10 protein-coding genes, 2 tRNA genes and 3 pseudogenes are annotated in these 18,090 nt (G+C 66.7%); 11 read left to right on the plus strand and 4 right to left on the minus strand.

Features of this window, described 5'->3' with window-relative positions; translation table 11 throughout:
- Position 1 precedes the first annotated feature (1 nt).
- Positions 2-133, plus strand: a complete 132-nt coding sequence (locus tag ACIBR0_RS03675; RefSeq protein ID WP_396712531.1) for a hypothetical protein — start codon at positions 2-4, stop codon at positions 131-133.
- Here the strand turns inward: ACIBR0_RS03675 and ACIBR0_RS03680 are convergent.
- Positions 109-3,447, minus strand: a complete 3,339-nt coding sequence (locus ACIBR0_RS03680) for a ThuA domain-containing protein (RefSeq protein ID WP_396712532.1) — start codon at positions 3,445-3,447, stop codon at positions 109-111. The two genes, ACIBR0_RS03675 and ACIBR0_RS03680, sit on opposite strands and share 25 nt — an antisense overlap.
- Positions 3,448-3,704: 257 nt before the next feature.
- Positions 3,705-4,100, minus strand: coding sequence for a hypothetical protein (locus ACIBR0_RS03685; RefSeq protein ID WP_357039169.1), 396 nt, complete (start codon positions 4,098-4,100; stop codon positions 3,705-3,707).
- A gap of 270 nt (positions 4,101-4,370) precedes the next feature.
- Here ACIBR0_RS03685 and ACIBR0_RS03690 point away from each other — a divergent pair.
- From ACIBR0_RS03690 to ACIBR0_RS03720, 7 genes and pseudogenes are all read left to right on the plus strand, one after another.
- Positions 4,371-4,443 (plus strand) — tRNA-Asn (locus ACIBR0_RS03690).
- A gap of 235 nt (positions 4,444-4,678) precedes the next feature.
- A complete protein-coding gene (locus ACIBR0_RS03695; protein ID WP_396712533.1) occupies positions 4,679-6,799 on the plus strand; it encodes an MMPL family transporter in 2,121 nt (706 codons plus the stop codon).
- Positions 6,789-7,980, plus strand: a pseudogene (locus tag ACIBR0_RS03700) (NAD(P)/FAD-dependent oxidoreductase). The gene ACIBR0_RS03695 and the pseudogene ACIBR0_RS03700 overlap by 11 nt, the downstream one beginning before the upstream one ends.
- A 126-nt stretch (positions 7,981-8,106) precedes the next feature.
- Positions 8,107-8,183 (plus strand) — tRNA-Ile (locus ACIBR0_RS03705).
- A 68-nt stretch (positions 8,184-8,251) separates the two neighbouring features.
- Positions 8,252-9,535, plus strand: a complete 1,284-nt coding sequence (locus tag ACIBR0_RS03710; RefSeq protein WP_396712534.1) for a tyrosine-type recombinase/integrase — start codon at positions 8,252-8,254, stop codon at positions 9,533-9,535.
- Between the two features lie 217 nt (positions 9,536-9,752).
- Complete coding sequence (locus tag ACIBR0_RS03715; protein WP_396712535.1) at positions 9,753-13,262, plus strand: tetratricopeptide repeat protein; 3,510 nt, start codon at positions 9,753-9,755, stop codon at positions 13,260-13,262.
- A gap of 34 nt (positions 13,263-13,296) precedes the next feature.
- Positions 13,297-13,860, plus strand: coding sequence for an HD domain-containing protein (locus ACIBR0_RS03720; RefSeq protein WP_396712536.1), 564 nt, complete (start codon positions 13,297-13,299; stop codon positions 13,858-13,860).
- Here the strand turns inward: ACIBR0_RS03720 and ACIBR0_RS03725 are convergent.
- Positions 13,840-14,046: pseudogene (locus tag ACIBR0_RS03725) on the minus strand (NUDIX hydrolase); the annotation flags it as partial. The gene ACIBR0_RS03720 and the pseudogene ACIBR0_RS03725 sit on opposite strands and share 21 nt — an antisense overlap.
- Between ACIBR0_RS03725 and ACIBR0_RS03730 the strand changes: the two are divergent.
- Positions 14,038-14,817 (plus strand): annotated as a pseudogene (locus ACIBR0_RS03730) (hypothetical protein); the annotation flags it as partial. The pseudogenes ACIBR0_RS03725 and ACIBR0_RS03730 overlap by 9 nt on opposite strands.
- Before the next feature lie 497 nt (positions 14,818-15,314).
- Positions 15,315-15,884, plus strand: coding sequence for a sce7726 family protein (locus ACIBR0_RS03735; protein ID WP_396712537.1), 570 nt, complete (start codon positions 15,315-15,317; stop codon positions 15,882-15,884).
- Here ACIBR0_RS03735 and ACIBR0_RS03740 read toward each other — a convergent pair.
- A complete protein-coding gene (locus ACIBR0_RS03740) occupies positions 15,850-16,881 on the minus strand; it encodes a beta family protein (protein ID WP_396712538.1) in 1,032 nt (343 codons plus the stop codon). The two genes, ACIBR0_RS03735 and ACIBR0_RS03740, sit on opposite strands and share 35 nt — an antisense overlap.
- A gap of 343 nt (positions 16,882-17,224) precedes the next feature.
- Between ACIBR0_RS03740 and ACIBR0_RS03745 the strand changes: the two genes are divergently transcribed.
- On the plus strand, positions 17,225-17,809 hold the full coding sequence (locus ACIBR0_RS03745; RefSeq protein ID WP_396712539.1) for a hypothetical protein: 585 nt from the start codon (positions 17,225-17,227) through the stop codon (positions 17,807-17,809).
- The last annotated feature ends 281 nt before the right edge of the window (positions 17,810-18,090 follow it).

Below are 18,090 nucleotides of genomic sequence, written 5' to 3' on the forward strand. Positions count from 1 at the left end.
GATGCCTCTCTCGGTGCTGGTGCGGGTGGTGCGGAGCGGGGCCACCGGGGTGGTGACCCCGAGGTTGTCCGGCCGGGCCGCCGGTGCGGCGGCCCGGCCGGTGGTCCGTCAGGGGGTGACGCCGACGCCCTGACCGCTGAACTCGACCCAGTTGAGGTTGCCGAAGCCGCTGGTCGGGCCGCCGGGAACGGTGGCGAAGACCAGGTAGAGCCGGTGCGGGCCTCCGGGGTCGCTGATCGGCACGGTGGTGCTGGTGAAGGCGTTGTTGCCGGTGGTCGCGTTGACCGTGGCGGTGGTCAGCAGCGGACCGGTCGGCGAGTCCAGCCGCAGCTGGACGGCGAACCGGGGCTGCCCGGCGGTCGCCGCGTTGCCGCCGGACGTCCGGAGCGTCACCGACCCCATGTTGCGCAGGTCGACCGTGTTGTTGATCGCGATCCAGTCGCCCGGGTCGAGGCTGCCCCGTTGCTGCCCGCCGCCGGTGTCGGCGCTGGTGCCGACGGTGGTGCCGGACTCGTCGCGGGCGAACTCCACCTGCTGCCGCTTGTCCTGGATGATCTGCTGGTCCACCGTCGTCAGCGCCGGTTGTCCGTTGGCGCCGCCGTCGGTGTACGAGGCGCTGACCACCCCGTAGATGTAGCCGCCGTGGGAGGCGTCGTCCGGGTCCGTGGGCAGGACGCCCGAGCACCCGAACTGGTTGGCCTCACCGTGCCCGTGCTCGTCGTGGCCGAGCACGAAGGTGACCTCCACCTTGGCGCAGTCGACCGGCCCGTCCTCGGGGTCGGTGACCGTGACCGTCCAGGGGATGTCGTCGCCCCAGCTGAAGAAGCCGCCCTCGGCGGGGGTGTGCACGGTCACCGTGGGAGCGGTGTTGCCGACCGTGATGGTGGTGTTCGCCGACGCGCTCTTGCCGCTGGAGTCGGTCACCGTCAGCCGTGCGGTGTAGACGCCGTTGGCGGTGTAGGTGTGCGTCGGGTTCGGGTCGACGGAGTCGGTGGTGCCGTTGCCGTCGAAGTCCCAGGCGAACGAGATGGAGTCCGCCGGGTCCGGGTCCTTCGAGCCCTCACTGGAGAACGCCACCGTCAGCGGCGCAATGCCGTTGGTCGGCGTCGCCGTGAGCACCGCGTTGGGCGCTCGCAGCCCCTTGACGTAGCTGAACTTCAGCATCGCCGCGTCCGGGTTGACGTTGAAGAAACCGTCGCCGTACGTCAGCAGGTAGAAGTTGCCGTCCGCGCCCCACCGCATGTCCATCGGGTTGTCGCACAGGAAGGGCTTGGTGGGCGAGGTGGGCGCCTGCCCGCAGTTCAACACGTTATTGATCTTGAGGATGTCGCCCTGCGAGTCGAGCCGGACCTCCTTCAGGGTGTCCCGGGTGAACTCACCGAAGAAGATCGCGCCGTCGAAGTACGCGGGGAACTTCGTCTCCGACCTCAGCTCCGGGTCGTAGTCGTAGCGCGCCGCGCCGTGCGGTCCGACACCGCCGGTGCCGAGTTCCGGGAAGAGCACCGGGCAGGTCTGCGTCGGTGTGGACAGGTAGGACTCCGGGCACGGGGTGGGTGCCTGGAAGGAGTACCACAGTTCGGACTTCTCCACCGCCGGCAGGGCGGTCAGCCCGGTGTTGTGCCGCGAGGTGTTCCGCGGCGCCGCGCAGTCGAAGGGCGCGACCGGCGAGATCGGGCTGGTCGTCCAGTTCATCTCGATGTACGGCAGGTTCGGCTGCACGCACATCGGCCAGCCGTAGTTGGCCGGCTTGTCGACGACCATCATCCGGCCGGTACCAGCGGGGCCACGGCCCACCGCCGCGGTGGACGAGTCGGGGGAGTAGTCGGTGACGTAGGCGACGTCGTTCTTGTCCAGGGTGATGCGGAACGGGTTCCGCAGGCCCATCGCGTAGATCTCCGGCCGGGTCTTCTCCGTACCGGCCGGGTAGAGGTTGCCCTCCGGAACCGTGTACGACCCGTCCTCGCCCACGGTGATCCGCAGGACCTTGCCCCGCAGGTCGTTGGTGTTGGTGGAGCTGCGCCGGGCGTCGGCGAACGGCGCCTGGTACACGCCGGTCGCGCTGACCGAGTCGTTGTGCGGCGAGAAGCCACCGGAGCCGCCCGCGCCCGACGGGGTGTCGTCGCCGGTGACCAGCCAGAGGTTGTTCTTCGAGTCGAAGGCGATGTCGCCGGCCACGTGGCAGCAGGCGCCCCGGTCCACCGGCACCTGGAGGATCTTCTGCTCCGAGGCCAGGTCGAGCGACGGCGTCTCCCCGTCGACGAACTTGTACCGGGACAGCTGGAAGTACCCCTTCCACCGGTCCCACGTGGTCGGGTCGGTGCTGGTGGTCGGCGCGCCTCCGGTGGGGGTGTCCAGCGGGGGCGCGTAGTAGAGGTAGACCCACCGGTTGGTGGCGAAGTCCCGGTCGATCGCCGGGCCGTACATGCCGTCCTCGCTGTGGGTGTAGACCGGGATCTGCGCCAGCACGGTGGTCCGGTTGCTCTCCGGGTCGTGCAGGCGTACGCCGCCACGCCGGTCGGTCTGGAGCACCCGTCCGTCGGGGAGCACGTCGAAGCCGATCGGCTCGTTGACGTTGGGCTGGGCCCCGACAACCGTCATCTGGTAGTTGGCGAGCACGGTCGCGCCGCAGTCGCCGTCGGTCACCCCGGCCGCCCACTGGATCGCCCCACCGAGGTGGGCGCGCAGGTCGGTGCCGGAGAAGCTGTCCGGAGTGGCACCGAGACCCGTGTAGAACGACCGGCCGCCCTGGTAGTCCTTGCACCAGGTGACCGGGTGGTCGAAGCCCATCGACCCGCCGGCGTACGTCTTCTCGTCCACCGTGGCCAGCACGTGCGAGACGCCCCGAACGTTGGTGGTGTAGTTGTACCAGCGGTCCGTGTGCCGCCACCGCTCCGGCAGGTTCGCCGAGGCGGGGTGCACCCGGTCGGCGACGGTGACGGTGGCCGGGGCCGCCGCCGTGGCGGCCCCGCTCGCCCGGGCGCCGAGCACGTTGTCCAGGAAGGACCAGCCGGGTTCGGCCTCGATCGCCGAGTGGACGGCGACGAAGCCGCCTCCGTCACGGTAGTACCGCTCGAACGCGGCCTGCTGGGTGTCGTTGAGGACGTCGCCAGCGGTGTTGAGGAACACCACGGCGCGGAACTGCTTGAGGTGGGGCGCGTCGAACTTGCGGGCGTCGTCGGTCACTTCGACGGTGAAGCGACGCTCGCCGCCGAGTTGCCGGATCGCCTCGACCCCGGCGTCGGTCGCGGTGTGGCTGCCACCGGCGGATCGGGTGAAGACGAGGACCTTGTACTCGATGCCGTTACTGACTGGGGCGGGAGCGGTCAGGGGCGCGGCGGCGCTCGCCAGCGTGGAAATCGGTGGGGCACCGGCCGCGACGAGCGTCGCGCCGAGCAGGGTGAGGACACTGAGGTGGGTGGCGGCCCTTCGGCCGATTGGTCTGCGCATCGAACCTCGCTCTGGTCGGGCGCTGTCCGCCTCGACGGTTGTCGTCGAGGAGGTCACGGGACGTACCAAGAGCCTGGCCAGGTTCTATGCAGGACGATATTTGCGGACGGGAGCAAAGAGAAGACTTTGGAGGCAGAAGTTTCCGCCGGATCGTGCGAACTTTCGCTTCGATCTGGCGAAAGTGGTCCGACAAGGGCGTACACATGCCAGCGGGCCGGTCACCCGAGGGTGACCGGCCCGCTCAGTGGTGCGGTGGATCAGACGCCGCTGGTGCCCGAGCTGGACGGCTTGCTGTTGCGAGGCGTGGTGGTGGCCGACGGAGTGCCCGAGGCCGAGCTCGAGCCCGACTTTGCGCCGACGGTGGCCGGCGTGCCGGCGAACGCGTCGTCGGCGGCGGTCAGCTCCTGCTTCTGGCCGTTGCCGGTGCCGGTGCCCAGCTTCTCACCCAGCTTCGACTGGCTGACCTTGTCCTTGCCCTCGCTGTAGAGCCGGGTCGCCTGGGCCTGCGCGACACCCGCCGCCTCCTGGACGGTCGGGTGGTCGAGCACCTTGCGGCCCCGGATCACCAACTCCTCGTACTTCTCCCGACCGGCACGGGCGCCCAGGACGAATCCCGCAGCCAGCCCGCCAAGAAACATGATCTTTCCGCGCATGGCGGCTCCTCTCGTACCTGACGCGCCGTCGGCCCCCGCATACCCGGCCGGGGTCGACCAATTCGCGCCTGCGTCCTCTGTCGGCAGCTAACTACCCATCCTGCTCTCTGCTCATGCCTCCCTGTGCCGTGATGGCGATTTGTCTGCTTTATTCTGGTGATCGTGGCGTCTGTTCGGGTGGGTAACCCCCTGGACCGCCGCCCGGGGGAGTCCTGTACTCTTGTCCCCGTCGCACGGCGAAGGAGATCCTTCCGGCGGGCGGCAGCACGATCCCCCGTAGCTCAATTGGCAGAGCAGCCGGCTGTTAACCGGCAGGTTTTTGGTTCGAGTCCAAACGGGGGAGCTTCTCCACCAGACGCCCGTCGGCATGCCGGCGGGCGTTCGCCGTCTTCCCGGCCCGGCCCCTCCGCGCGCGTTCCGCTTGGACGGCCGCACATCCGCCATGCGTTAACAAGGGGCCCTTCCTCTGCGAAATGCGTTAAGAGGGGGCCCTTCCTTCCGCTTGGCCGGCAGGATGGGCGATGTCGACTTAGACTCCCGCTGCGTCGATTGATGCGTCGTTTCAGGGTGGGATGCGGATGTCCGGAAGAGGTGGCCGGGGCAGGGTCACGCTGGTCGCGGTGGCCGTCGTGCTCGCCTGGCTGGTCATCGGCGGGGTGGCCGGGCCGTTCGCCGGCCGGCTGAGCGAGGTGGCGACCAACGACAACGCCTCCTTCCTCCCCACCGATGCCGAGGCGACCCGGGCCCAGGAACTGTCCGGCGGCTTCGTCGACCGGCAGACCACCCCGGCGCTGGTGGTCTACGAGCGGACCTCCGGCATCACCGACGCCGACCGGCAGCGGGTCGCCGCGGACGCCGCCCGGTTCGCCCGGGTGCCCGGGGTGGTGGCGCCGTTGCCGCCGCCGATCCCCAGCCAGGACGGGCAGGCCCTCCAGGTGGTGGTGCCCATCGACGACGCCGAGGGCGAGGCGATCGGCGCGGCCGTCGAGGAACTGCGCGCCGTGGCCGGCGGCGACCGGGACGGGTTGACCGTCGACGTCGCCGGGCCGGCCGGCCTGCTGGCCGACCTCATCGAGGTCTTCTCCGCGATCGACGGCACCCTGCTGGTGGTCACCCTCTGCGTGGTGCTGGTGATCCTGCTGGTCGTCTACCGCAGCCCGATCCTGTGGCTCTTCCCGCTCCTCGCCGCCGGCATGTCGTTCGCGCTCGCGTCGGTCTTCGTCTACCTGCTCGCCGACGCCGACGTGATCAAGCTGAACGGGCAGGCGCAGGGCATCCTCACGGTGCTCGTGTTCGGCGCGGGCACCGACTACGCACTGCTGCTGGTCGCCCGGTACCGGGAGGAACTGCACCGGCACGAGCGTCCCTGGGACGCCATGCGGACCGCCTGGAAGGGCGCCGCGCCAGCGATCATCGCCTCCGGCGGCACCGTCATCCTCAGCCTGCTCTGCCTGCTGCTGTCGAGCCTCAACTCCAACCGGGCGCTCGGCCCGGTCGCGGCCATCGGCATCGGCGCCACCCTGCTGGTGATGCTCACCTTCCTGCCGGCCCTGCTGGTGCTCGGCGGCAGGTGGGCGTTCTGGCCGCGCCGCCCCCGGCACGACCGCGCCGACCCGCAGGCCGAGCACGGCATCTGGAGCCGGGTCGCCGGATTCGTGGCCCGGCGGGCCCGACCGGTCTGGCTGGTCACCGCGGTCCTGCTGGCCGCGCTCGCGCTCGGCCTGACCCAACTCGGCGCGACCACCCTCGGCCAGACCGACCTGTTCACCGAGCGGACCGACTCGGTCGCCGGGCAGGAGGTCATCGCCCGGCACTACCCGGCCGGCACCGGCAGCCCGGCCACGATCTTCACCACCGAGGGGACGGCGCGCCAGGTCGCCGAGGTGGCCCGGGGCGTCCCCGGTGTGGCCGCCGTCCGCCCGGTCACCGCGGAGCGGGCCGGCCCACCCGAGGAGAACGCGCCCCCGAAGGTGGTCGACGGCCGCGTCCAACTGGAGGCGACGCTGGCCGACCCGCCGGACAGCGACGGCGCCGAGCGGACCATCCGTGACCTGCGGGTGGCGGTGCACGCCGTACCCAACTCGGACTCCGTGGTCGGCGGGTTCACCGCGATCAACGTGGACACCTCCGACGCCTCCCGGCGCGACCAGAACGTGATCATCCCGGTGGTGCTGGTGGTCATCGCGATCATCCTGGCCCTGCTGCTGCGGGCGGTCCTCGCGCCGATCCTGCTGATCGCCACCGTGCTGCTGAGCTTCGCCGCCACACTCGGGCTCTGTGCGCTGATCTTCCGGTACGTCTTCGACTTCCCCGGCGTCGACGCCTCGTTCCCGCTCTTCGCCTTCGTGTTCCTGGTCGCCCTCGGCATCGACTACAACATCTTCCTGATGAGCCGGGTCCGGGAGGAGTCGGTGAAACGGGGCACCCGGGCCGGCGTGCTGGCCGGCCTCGCGGTCACCGGCGGCGTGATCACCTCCGCCGGCATCGTGCTCGCCGCGACCTTCGGCGCGCTCGCCGTGCTCCCGCTGGTGGTGCTCGTCGAGCTGGGCGTCGCCGTGGCGGTCGGGGTGCTGATCGACACCATCGTCGTCCGCTCGCTGCTGGTGCCGGCACTCGCGTACGACATCGGGCCAAAGGTGTGGTGGCCGGGCCGGCTGTCCCGGTCCCAGGGTGAGGGGGAGGCGCGTCATGCTGGCTGAGACCGACGTGGTGATCGTCGGCGGCGGCCTGGCCGGCCTGGCCGCGGCCCGGCGGCTGCACCGGGCCGGCGTCCCGTGGCGGCTGCTGGAGGCCGGCGGTCGGCTCGGCGGCCGTGTCGCCACCGACACCGTCGACGGGTACCTCCTCGACCGGGGCTTCCAGGTCCTCAACACCGCCTACCCGCAACTCGGCAAGCTGCTCGACGTCGACCGCCTGCACCTCGGCTACTTCACCTCCGGCGTGTTGGTGCGCAAGGGCGACGAGCTGAAACGCCTGGTCAACCCCTTGCGTGAGCCCACCGGCGCGCCTCGCGCCGCGCTCGCCGGAATCGGCTCCCTGCTCGACCGGGTGCGCTTCGCCGCGCTCGCCGCCGGCAGCGCCACCCTGCCCACCGGGCGGCTGCTCGCCGCCCCGGAGACCACCAGCGAGGCCGCGCTTCGCCGGGCCGGGCTCTCCGACGCGATCATCGAGGAACTGCTGCGCCCGTTCCTCTCCGGCGTCTTCATCGACCGGGAGCTGGAGACCTCCAGCCACGTCCTCGCGATGGTGCTGCGGTCCTTCGCCCGGGGCCGCATCGGCCTACCCGCCGAGGGCATGGCCGCGCTGCCGCGGGCGGTCGCCGACCCGCTGCCCGCCGACCTCATCGACCTGGACACCCCGGTCGCCGAGGTCGCGCCCCGTCGGGTCCGCACCCAGGCCGGCGACATCGCCTGCCGCGCCGTCGTGGTCGCCGTGGACCCGCCGGCGGCGACCATGCTGCTGCCGACCCTGGCGACGGTACGCATGCACAGCTACACGACCTACTACCACAGCACCGACACCGCGCCCCTGGACGAACCGATCCTGCTGCTCGACGGCGACCGACGGGAGACCGTCGCCAACACGGTGGTGATCAGCCGGGCCGCGCCGACGTACGCGCCGGAGGGGAAGCACCTGGTGGCGACCTCGGTGGTCGGCCCGTCCGCCCCACCCGAGCCGACCGTACGGGCGGAGCTGACCCGCCTCTACGGACGCGCTGCCCGCCGCGCCCCCGCCGCAGGGGCGGCTGCGCAAGCCGGTGTCGCTCGGTGACGGGCTTTACGTGGCCGGGGACCACCGCGACAGCCCGTCCATCCAGGGCGCGCTGGCCAGCGGTTGGCGCACCGCCGGAGCGGTCCTGGACGGGCTGCGCACCGGCTGAGAAGGGGACCGCGAGCCGGGATGGCTGCTCACTGTTATCCTCGCGTTGCCCATCGTGCTGCTGCGCCGACGACGCCGTGATGCTGGCCGGTGATGGATCGGGCGGGATAGGATCCGGCGCGGTGCCGGGGCGGTAGCTCAGCCGGTTAGAGCAGGGGACTCATAATCCCTCGGTCGCGGGTTCGAGTCCCGCCCGCCCCACCAGCACAAACGCTAGATCGCCGATCTTTGCGTGGTGCTACTCGTGGTGCGAGCGCGCTACGGTCGGCCCCATGGCGACGGCGAACGGGCGCGGGAAGCGCCAGCGCGGCGAGGTCGAGGAACTGCCCAGCGGCTCACTCCGGGTGAAGGTCTACGCGGGCATCGACCCCATCACGAAGAAGCGGCACTACCTGACCGAGACCATCCCCGCCGGCCCGACCGCCCGGAAGGAAGCCGAGAAGGCGCGTACGCGGTTCCTCGCCCAGGTGGACGACCGGCGCAACCCGCGCACCCGTGCCACCGTCGACCAGCTGCTTGACCGGTGGCTTGAGGTGCTCGACGTGGAGGCATCGACCCGGCAGGGTTACGTCAAGAAGCTGAACAAGCACGTTCGGCCGTTGCTCGGCAAGCTGCCGGTGGGCCGGCTGGACGCCGAGACGCTGGAGTCGTTCTACGCGGTGCTGCGGAAGTGTCGAGACCACTGTGGAGGCAGCCGGAAGGCGATCGAGCACCGGAAGGCAGGGCCGCACGACTGCACCGACAAGTGTCGGCCGCACGAGTGCAAGCCGCTCGCCCCGGCATCGATCAGGCAGATTCACTGGATTCTGTCCGGTGCGCTGAACCGGGCCGTCCGGTGGCGTTGGATTGCGGTCAACCCGGCAGACCAAGCGGAGAAGCCCGGGATGCCTCAGCCCAACCCGCACCCACCAACGGCGCCCGAAGCGGCCCGACTCGTTACTCAGGCGTGGAAGGATCCCGACTGGGGCGCGTTCGTGTGGGTGGCCATGACGACGGGGGCGCGTCGGAGTGAGCTGTGCGCGCTGCGGTGGTCCGCGGTCGACCTGGACGCGGCCGTACTGACCCTACGGACCGCTCTCTACGCGGACGACGCGGGGAGGCTGCGGGAGAAGGACACCAAGACGCACCAGCAGCGGCGTGTGGCCCTGGACGCGGAGACGGTAGAGGTGCTGCGCGACCAGCTGGTGCGTTGCGAGGAACGAGCATCGGCCCTCGGGCTCTCCCTGCCGGGCGAGGGCTACGTGTTCTCGCCGGACCCGGACGGCGGCACGCCGTTAGTGCCGGATACCGCCACCCAGCGGTTCAGCCGGATGGCCGCTCGGCTCAGCATCACAACGAACCTGCATGCCCTGCGGCATTACTCAGCAACGGAGCTAATTGCCGCGGGCGTCGACGTGCGGACCGTCGCGGGCCGACTGGGGCACGGCGGGGGAGGAGCCACCACCCTGCGCGTCTATGCCGCTTGGCTTTCTGAGTCTGATCAGCGTGCTGCTGTCACCCTAGCCGGGCGCATGCCTGTGAAGCCGCCGCCTCGGCAGGTTGACCGCAAACCATGATCATGCGCAGTTGCGGGCGCGGCTGTCGACGGTTTGGCAAGATGAGCCTCCCTATGCCTGCTCGGAGGTCCTCGTGGAGCCGACTTCTGTCGCAATTGCGACTCTAGTAAAGACCATTGGGCCTGCTATGGGGCGGTTGGTCGGGAATCTGGCTTTGAAGTGGACACTTCGCTACCGCGTAGCTTGGTCCGTTTCGCGGAGGGCTCGCGATTATAGAATGAAGGTCGGGTTCCTCCCGGCGTTGAGATGGTTGAAGGCCCCGCAGTCGCAGGAATGGTTACGCGAGTACAGCGCCTCTTCCTTAAGCGACGCTGCCACCAGTCTCGCCCCACTTGTGAAGGACGTCGGACAAGATGAGGTGGAAGAGAAGGCTGTAACCCTTCTATATGTCATAACCTACTGCCTTTTGGCTGCTCATACTCCCGCCGAAGCAACCGCCTTGTCCAGTGAATGGAACCTGAAAGTTGTTAGGGGTGAGGCAGAAAAGACCCGCCTTGACGTGTCCGCAGCGCGCGACGCCGTCATCAGGCGAATGGATGCCGGCAGTAGCTTCGAGTCTTCGCTGCAGACCTTGCCGCCGCTGTTGGCGGAAGATGCCAGACAGCTCCGCGCGCAGTGGCCCGGATTTGAACGTGTGGTTATCGAGTTGTCCGCAACGCAGGAGCGTGCTGCCCTCCTAAGACAATGGTCGGATGCGCTTCCCCATTGGCTTTCAGAAGCACCGTCAGGAGTGCTTTGTTGGCTCGGCACGGTTGCGGGAGACTATGGGGCGCCGCAAGCGGCAGTCGCCTTCTATCAGGATGGGCTCGGCCGCGGCGCTTTTCCTCGAAGCTACTGGGCGACCCTCTCTGCAGTCCGGAAGCTATCGTTCTCATTAGCGGAAGCAGTCTCCGAGCTGGAAAGACTAGCTGCAGACTTACCGTTGGCTGCTGCATATATAGCTGCTCACGAGGAGGACTGGGAGAGGGCGGAACGACTCATCAGCGAATGGAAGCCACAGTCGCCACGTGACGAGGCTTTGAAGGGTGTCTTCGGAATTTCGATCCAGCTCGGAAAGGGCGATCGCAACGGTGCTATCGCAAGAGCGCAGGACGCCTGGCGAACTACGGGGAGCACTGGTGCCGCACTGCTTGCCGCACAACTGCTGCTCGTGCGTGCCGTTCGGCGCGGCTCCAGCCATAGGTTTGCCGATACTGAGCAAGCCTTGCACCTGGCTATTCGTGTCAGGGACGAACGGCGTAAGTGGTTTGGAGATTCAGCGGAGGCAGTGCTTACCGCGGTTAGGGCGGCGATTCTGTCTGAGAACGCGGACCTCGCTTGGCGGATTTCTCAGCCTACGCCGGATGGAGAAGCATGGCCAAGCGAAGTCGGCAGCAAGGACTTAACGGCGGATGCTGCGCTGGCGGCGGCAATCACGGGCCGAGTTGAGCGGGCGAGAGAGCTAGCCTCACTGGTGCAAGGCGAGTATGTCCGGGCTCACATCGCCGCTACGTTAACTGAGCGCTCGGCACCGGATGGCGCAGAGCAAACCCAAGAAGCATGGAGGAAAGTGTGGGAGGTCGCAGAAACTGACGAAGAAAAGCTGCAGGCCGCAATGGGTATGGCGGGTTCCGGCATTGCGCCCCCCGATCTGCGAGATCTCTCTGACGACGTCAACGCCGAGTTCGTAGAGGAACTGCAAGCAATCGGTTCGGTCGTTGCCGCAGGGTCTGGCGATATCGCTAGCTTGAGGGCGAACGTAAGCAAAAGCAGACTCCTCGCAATACAATTGTCGGACCGATACTTTGCTGAGGGAAACGTCCAGCTTGCCGCCGAGACGTTGAGGGAATCCGCAATCCGGTGGGGCGACCCTCGTCTTATGTCCATGGCGGCTGAACGCTTCAGGGAAGCGGGAAATCCGGCACACGCGCGTGAAGCGGCTCAGGCGAGCCTCGACCTGGGCGGTGCCGGTTGGGGTGGTGTGTCGAGAGTCCGAGCCATGCTGCTGGAAATTGAGGCAGCTGATGGCCGCTGGGACAAAGCCGCGGATGTCGCCCGACTAATGATTGCAGAGAATCCGGAAGACGTCGATGCACACTGGGCGCTCGTGCAATGCCTTTTCAACCGGGGCGATCTGGATAGTGCTTGGCAGGCGTTAACCATCAATGGTGCGCCATTTGAGCCTAGGAGCAGGGTGGAGGCCTTGCTTTGGCTGAACTTGAACTCCCGCTTCTCACGCGATTCGCGTTTCGTCGGAGAGGCGCTGCGTCTAATGAAGAAGTGGCCCGGAGACGAACAACTCCTGGCCGCCTTTCTGGGCCTTCTGTATACGGGTGTTGGCCGCAGAGGGCCCGAGCTTTCCGAAGAGGATTTGGAGGCGCTTCGGGCGGCGACGCAGGAGTTTGTCGAGGAGTTTCCGGAGAGTCCTCACTTCCGGATGATGCGGATCGGGCCGGAGTCGAACCCGCTTGAGCCTTTTGAGGAGGACTTGCGGCAAGCGTACGAGGCACGCGAAGACGTCTTCAAGCGTGTTCAATCCGCGGAGCTGCCCCTGGGCATGGCTTCATCGGTGACGGGCCGATCTATGGCTGAGGTGTCGATAAGCCGGGCCGCTGGCTTCGTCTTCGCAGTTGACCCCGGCCTCTCCGATTCAGATCGAACCGGTGTGCGAGCGTCCCTGCAGCAGCGGGTAATGATCGATGCCACTGCGCTGCACTCACTTGTTCTGCTGGACGGGCCCTTTATCACCACGCTTCTCGGTACCCCCCTCGCTGTGTTGACAACCGATGAGATATACAAGGACGCCTTGGAGGCGCGCGATTCGCTTGCTGCGCGGTCGACCGTCACCATGGTTTGGGATCCTGCGCAGGGTCGGGGGGGCGTTTCCGTAACCAGTGACGATGATCTTGCGACGATGCTTGACCGGGCACGCGGAATTGTACAAATGATGGAAGGGCTGTCCCGGATACCCTGGCCTGAGCTTCGCCAGTTCCGGGACCTATCGAACATGCCCTGGCTCAACGGTGTTGATGCGGCAGCAGAGCACCAATGGGTCTATTGGTCCGATGACGTGCTGATGCGTAAACTCGCCACGAGTATGGGTATTCCGAGTTTCGGAACGGTCGCGCTGATCGAGCATCTGCATGCTAGTGGCGTTTTCTTGGAGGCTGAGCGGGTTGCGAGCCTGGCGAAGTTGGTCAGCAACTTTTATGTAGATATCGAATTTTCTGCGCCGATCATGGAGCTCGCTGCCGCATCTGACGGCTGGCAGGCTAAGGGTGCTGCCTCCTACCTATCGCGTGTTTGGGCATGGCGTAATCCGACTGTGACCTTGAATTTCCTTATGGCGGCACTTGCGCGTACGGCTGGCAACGCCGAGCAGTTCACTGCATGGCTCACAAGTGCGTCGATAGGGCTTGTTAAGATTGCAGGGAGCGAGCAGGACGCTTCGAGTAACTTGGAGACACTCCTTACTCGGACCATCGTGCAGTCGTGGCTCGGGCCGGCTCAACTTGCTGCGGCGATTAAGGGGGTTCGTTTCGGCCTACGCGAAAGATCGGGGGTGCCTGATCCGCTGCCAAGAGTGTTGCGCTCGCTCTACGGCCAAATGGTCGATAGGGCCGGTTACACGGAGGCGTCGCATCTCTTGATGAGCCTCCTATCGGCAGCAGACGGCGATGCCCAAGCGTTGGCGGCACGGACCATTTTGACTTATTCGGGGCGCGGGGGCGCACCGAGTGGGCGATGACAGTTCTGCGGCGAGTAGGGTTGCTGGAGTGGACGTGAGTGCTGCCAAGGGCCTGGCTGAGGGGAAGCTGGCTACTTCCCTTCCTCGCCGGTGGGAACATGTGAAGGCTGTGGCCGATAAGGCGCCCGGCATCGCGCCGATACTTGGCCCTGATGAGCGACCCCTACTTGTTGCTGCCGCCTGGCTACACGACATCGGCTACGCGCCGGACATCGTCGAGACCGGTTCCCATGCCTTGGACGGAGCCCGGTGGCTGCGGTCAGAGGGCTGTTGCGTCCGACTGGCTGCTTTGGTCGCGCATCACTCCTGCGCTCTGTTCGAAGCGGAGGAGAGGGGACTTGCAGCCGAACTCCGCACCGGCTTTGCGGACGAAGAAACGGAGTTGCGGGATGCTCTCTGGTATGCAGACATGACCACAGGCCCCGACGGGCAGGCCTTAAATGTGCATGACCGGCTGGCGGAGGTGCGCGCTAGGTACGGTCCGGAGCATCTTGTTACGAGGTTTTGGGCTAGGGCTGAACCGACCTTGCTCGCCGCCGTCCGCCGGACCGAGAAGCGCCTGGCCGGCCGGGAGTTTTCAACCGATGTAGGGCTCTGACCGTCGCTCATAGCCGTGATCGATGCGAAGCCGCGTCGATGGGTGGATTGGCAGGGTCTCCAGGTCGTCCCTGCTGACCCACCGGACCTCTGAGGACTCGCTGCTAGGCGTCGGTTCACCGGCGACATAGCGGGCGCGGAAGCAGATTGAGAACTGCTGGCGGACCTCGCCATCGCTGTACGCCATGTCATCTGGGACAACCTCGCCGAGGGCAGCGTCATCGACTCCCCGGTGCTCGCCCAGCTCGTCACCAGCGGCGTCTGGTCCGACGGGCAGCTCGGCGCGTCGCGGAACATCGCCACCGTCAACGACCGGCTGTGGATGGCCACCGGCAACAACCTGCAAGTCGGCGGAGACATGGCCTCCCGCACCGTCCGGGTGCACCTCGACCCGGACATGCCCCGCCCCGAACTACGCGACCAGACCGGATTCGGCATTCCGCACCTCGACCAGTGGATCACCGACCCGACCAACCAACTCACCGTCCTGTGGCACCTCCTGGTCCTCGTCCTCGACTGGACCCGCCAAGGAGCGCTGAAGGTGTCCGGGCTGTCGATGCGGCAGTTCACCCCGTGGGCGCAAGCCCTCGGCGGCTTCCTGCACCATCACGACATCGACGGGTCCCTCACCAACGCCGCTAACATCCGTGAGATCGATGAAGACGAAACGCGCTGGCGCGCGTTCCTTACCACCTGGCACGACCGCCACGGCGGCCGTGCGATCACCGCCGCCGACCTGCGCCGCGACGCCGAACCCCTGCAACTCGGTAGCGACCTCCACGACCCGTGGGACGGGCAGTTCATCACCACCCACAACGGCCGCCTACCGAACCCACTGCAACTCGGCCGCATGCTCACCGGACAGGCCGGACGCTGGCGCGGTAACCACGTCATCCGCGCCGGCCGCAACGACCGAGGCGACCGCACCGTCTTCTGGGTCGAGCACCACGACGGATGAAAACCGCTGAACCATCTCCGCATCTCCGCAACGCCGCAGCCACCGGCAACCACCAGCGGAAACTCTCTGCGGAGATCAGACCATCAGGGACTATCGATCTCCGCATCTCCGCAACCTAGTGCGGAGATGGACCCCGATTGCGGAGATGGCCGTTCGACGGACCTCCGCATCTCCGCAAGCATTCGCCCAGCTCACAGGCATGTTTGCGGAGATGCGGAGATGCGGAGATGGTTCAGCCCCTCCCACAACGAGCGCCGACCACCGCCACCGACCCGCGCAGGCCGGCCCGCTCAGAGCCAGACAGCCGGTTCGGGGGAAGCGTCTTGCTCGTCCCTACGCGAACTTGCCTGCGGTGCTCTCGGCGGCCCGCTCTACACCGTGCTCATGTGCTGCTCGGAATCACCTACACGGTCTGAGGGGCGCCGGGTGCTAGATGCGCTGAACCCCGTATGGAAGTATCGACGGTCGGGGCAGCATCGGGCGGAAGAGGAGGCGGGATGCGCGATAGCGATATACGTCAGGCGCTAACGGCTCGTCTCGCCTTGAAGTATCACTCGGAGCCGGACACTTACATTCGCCACGAGTTGGGTCTCTGCGCTGGCCGAACCAGGGTAGATGTGGCAGTCATCAACGGCCACATATCCGGTTTCGAGATTAAAAGCGATGAGGATAAACTGAGTCGACTAGGAATGCAGGCCGAGTTGTATAGCCGGGTGCTCGACCGGGCCTCGCTGGTGACGACCGATCGGTATCTGGATCAAGCTTCAGAAATAGTTCCGTCGTGGTGGGGCGTCTGGCTCGCCGCTCCTGGTAAGCGCGCAGTCCGGATTCGGAACGTCCGCCGTGGCAGCCGCAACCCCAGTCCTAATCCGTTCTCTGTGGCGCAATTGCTTTGGCGGGAGGAAGCAATGGCGCTGCTGAGGGAACGCGGCAACCATGGTGGCTTGTCTAAGGCGCCGAGGTGGTTCGTATGGGAACGCCTCGCCGAGACGCTAGAGCTGGGGGAGTTGCAGGCGGAGGTGCGGCGCGTGCTCAGGGCGCGGGAGGACTGGCCAGCTCGCTCGTGACATGCGCGAGATGGTGAGAGGTTCCCCATGCTCGCCACTGCGTTGCGCTCCCTGGCCCCGGCTGGCGTCTGGCGCACCGCGCGAGCTCGCTATCGCCCCACGAGTAGTCTGGGCCCTCGGCTGGCCAATGGTCGGATGAGATTAGGGCTTGGCACAGGTCATAAAAAGTGTCGTTGCCGCCGGTTTCGTGGCGAGCCCAACGGTAAATCCACCAATTCTCCCCGGCGGTGTACCTGAGGCTGGGCAGTGGCCCGCGGCCGCCGGTGGTTTGTATGGCTGGATGCGCGATTGCGTAGTCGCCAAAATCTGGGCCGCGGTCGGCTAGCCGTCTCCAGAGCTTCCAATCCCATCTCGTCAGAGGTGTAGCTTCGTTGCGAGGCAGGTTCGTAATGGCAGGCGGCATAGCGCCCGACGTGACCACGACAGAGGCCCATCCCTCGTCGCCCAGTGAGTCCAGCACGTTCCTGACGACCTGCTCCGCCCGGCTGACGTCTCGTTCGGAACGAACCTCAGCCATGTCCACCACCAGATGACATCGATCACGACTGACTTTTGCGATAGACAGAGCTTTGGATATCCGAGCTGCATCGGCGACAGGGTCGGGATCCGTGGTGATGCTGCCGAGTCGCACGATGGCTGTCTCGTTGTGGAGGCGAGCCGCCTCTCCGCACGCGGACAGATGTTCGTCTGGATCGTGTAGGCGGATGACTGGGGCGATGGGGATGCCCCACTGGGCTAGGTCGTTGGCGATCTCCGTGATCAGTGGTCGACCGTCATCGTTGACCCTGGCGTAGATTGTGTCGACCCCGAGAGTCAGGCCAGCAGGCGCCGCGTCTCGCACCTGACGTACGAACTTGAGACCGGCTTGGGTTGGGCCGTCAACCGAGGGTGAGACCTCGAACAGGGGCCGCACGCGGCCGACCTCCTGGTCCCGAAGCTGCGCTAACGCTTTGAACTCGTCTGCACGTGCCTTAAGTACGGGCCAGTATCGAGCCATAGCCGCCCCCAGTATGTCTCGGCCGATCGGGACCTATGGCTACTTAAAGTATCTGAGAGAACTCAGGATGTAACGAGTTGACTTTGGCTAATGAATCTGATCTCAGGGTTTGGGCGGATTGACATATTAAGAGGCTATGGCGCTACTCGTGGCTTCTGCCTGTTGGTAGTTTGTTCTACCGTTCCTGTCATGACTTGGGGGCATTCAGATCGGCGACGGGGTGGTGCGGCGACAGCTTCATCAGTGGGTCGGTGGTTCCGGCGAACCGCAGCGCCGAGGTAGTCACCGACCCGACAACCGCGAAACCATCCTCGCGTCGTACCCGGACGGCACACTGCCCCGCATGCCATCGATCAACTGGGACACCGTCGCCACCTCCGCCGTCACTGCCCTGATCGTCACGCTCGGCATCGAATACGCCGCCAAACCGCGCCTCGAAGCGCGCAAAGAACGCATCCTCGCCGCCCACCGGTCACGACGGGAACTGTCCGCCGCGCTCACCGCCATCGGCCTGTCAGCGACGTTCCTCTCCATAGACATTCCGAAAGACGCCGACCAGCAGTCCAGAGAGACCCTGCGTGTTGAGCGGCAACGCCACTACGACCGGCTGCGTGAACATGCACAGGCGATGGCCGACAACATGGACCGGCACGCCGGCATGTTCTACTCAGGTCCGATGAAGGTCGTGATGTCGTACATCGGCACCGCGCAAGGAATCATGCTGTCCCAGCGCACCCGACACGACAAGGCGCAGCAGATTCTCGACCTGACCGGGCAGATGGCCCTGATCCTTGACGGCCGCTGGTGGCAGGTCGTGGCGCGGGTGCGGGCCCTCTGGAAGTTTCAGGAGCTGGTGCAGCGGAGCCAGGAACCGTCCGACCGCGAGAAGCGCCCTGGCGCCCAGCCGGTGCCGCCGCAGGCGAGATGACGGCCGCCAATCGTCGTCGGCCGGCACCTCGATGTCCCGCCAGTGCAGGTGGTTTGAGCGTCATCCCGAGCAGCTGCACTGCCCTCCACACTCCGATGCCAGTCGCCGGGGCGGCGGACGCGGTGATCGCCCAGTGGACGCCCTGCACCGCCTGGTTCATGCCGGCCGCGACGACGACCAGCGTGCCGGTCCGGTGCCACTGGTTAGCTGGACCGTTAGAAGTAATCAACTCGGTAGGGGTGACTTCTAGCGAGTTGGTGTAACCTCATCTCTGATATTAC

The sequence above is a fragment of the Micromonospora sp. NPDC049497 genome, from assembly GCF_044465805.1.
Classification (GTDB): domain Bacteria; phylum Actinomycetota; class Actinomycetes; order Mycobacteriales; family Micromonosporaceae; genus Micromonospora.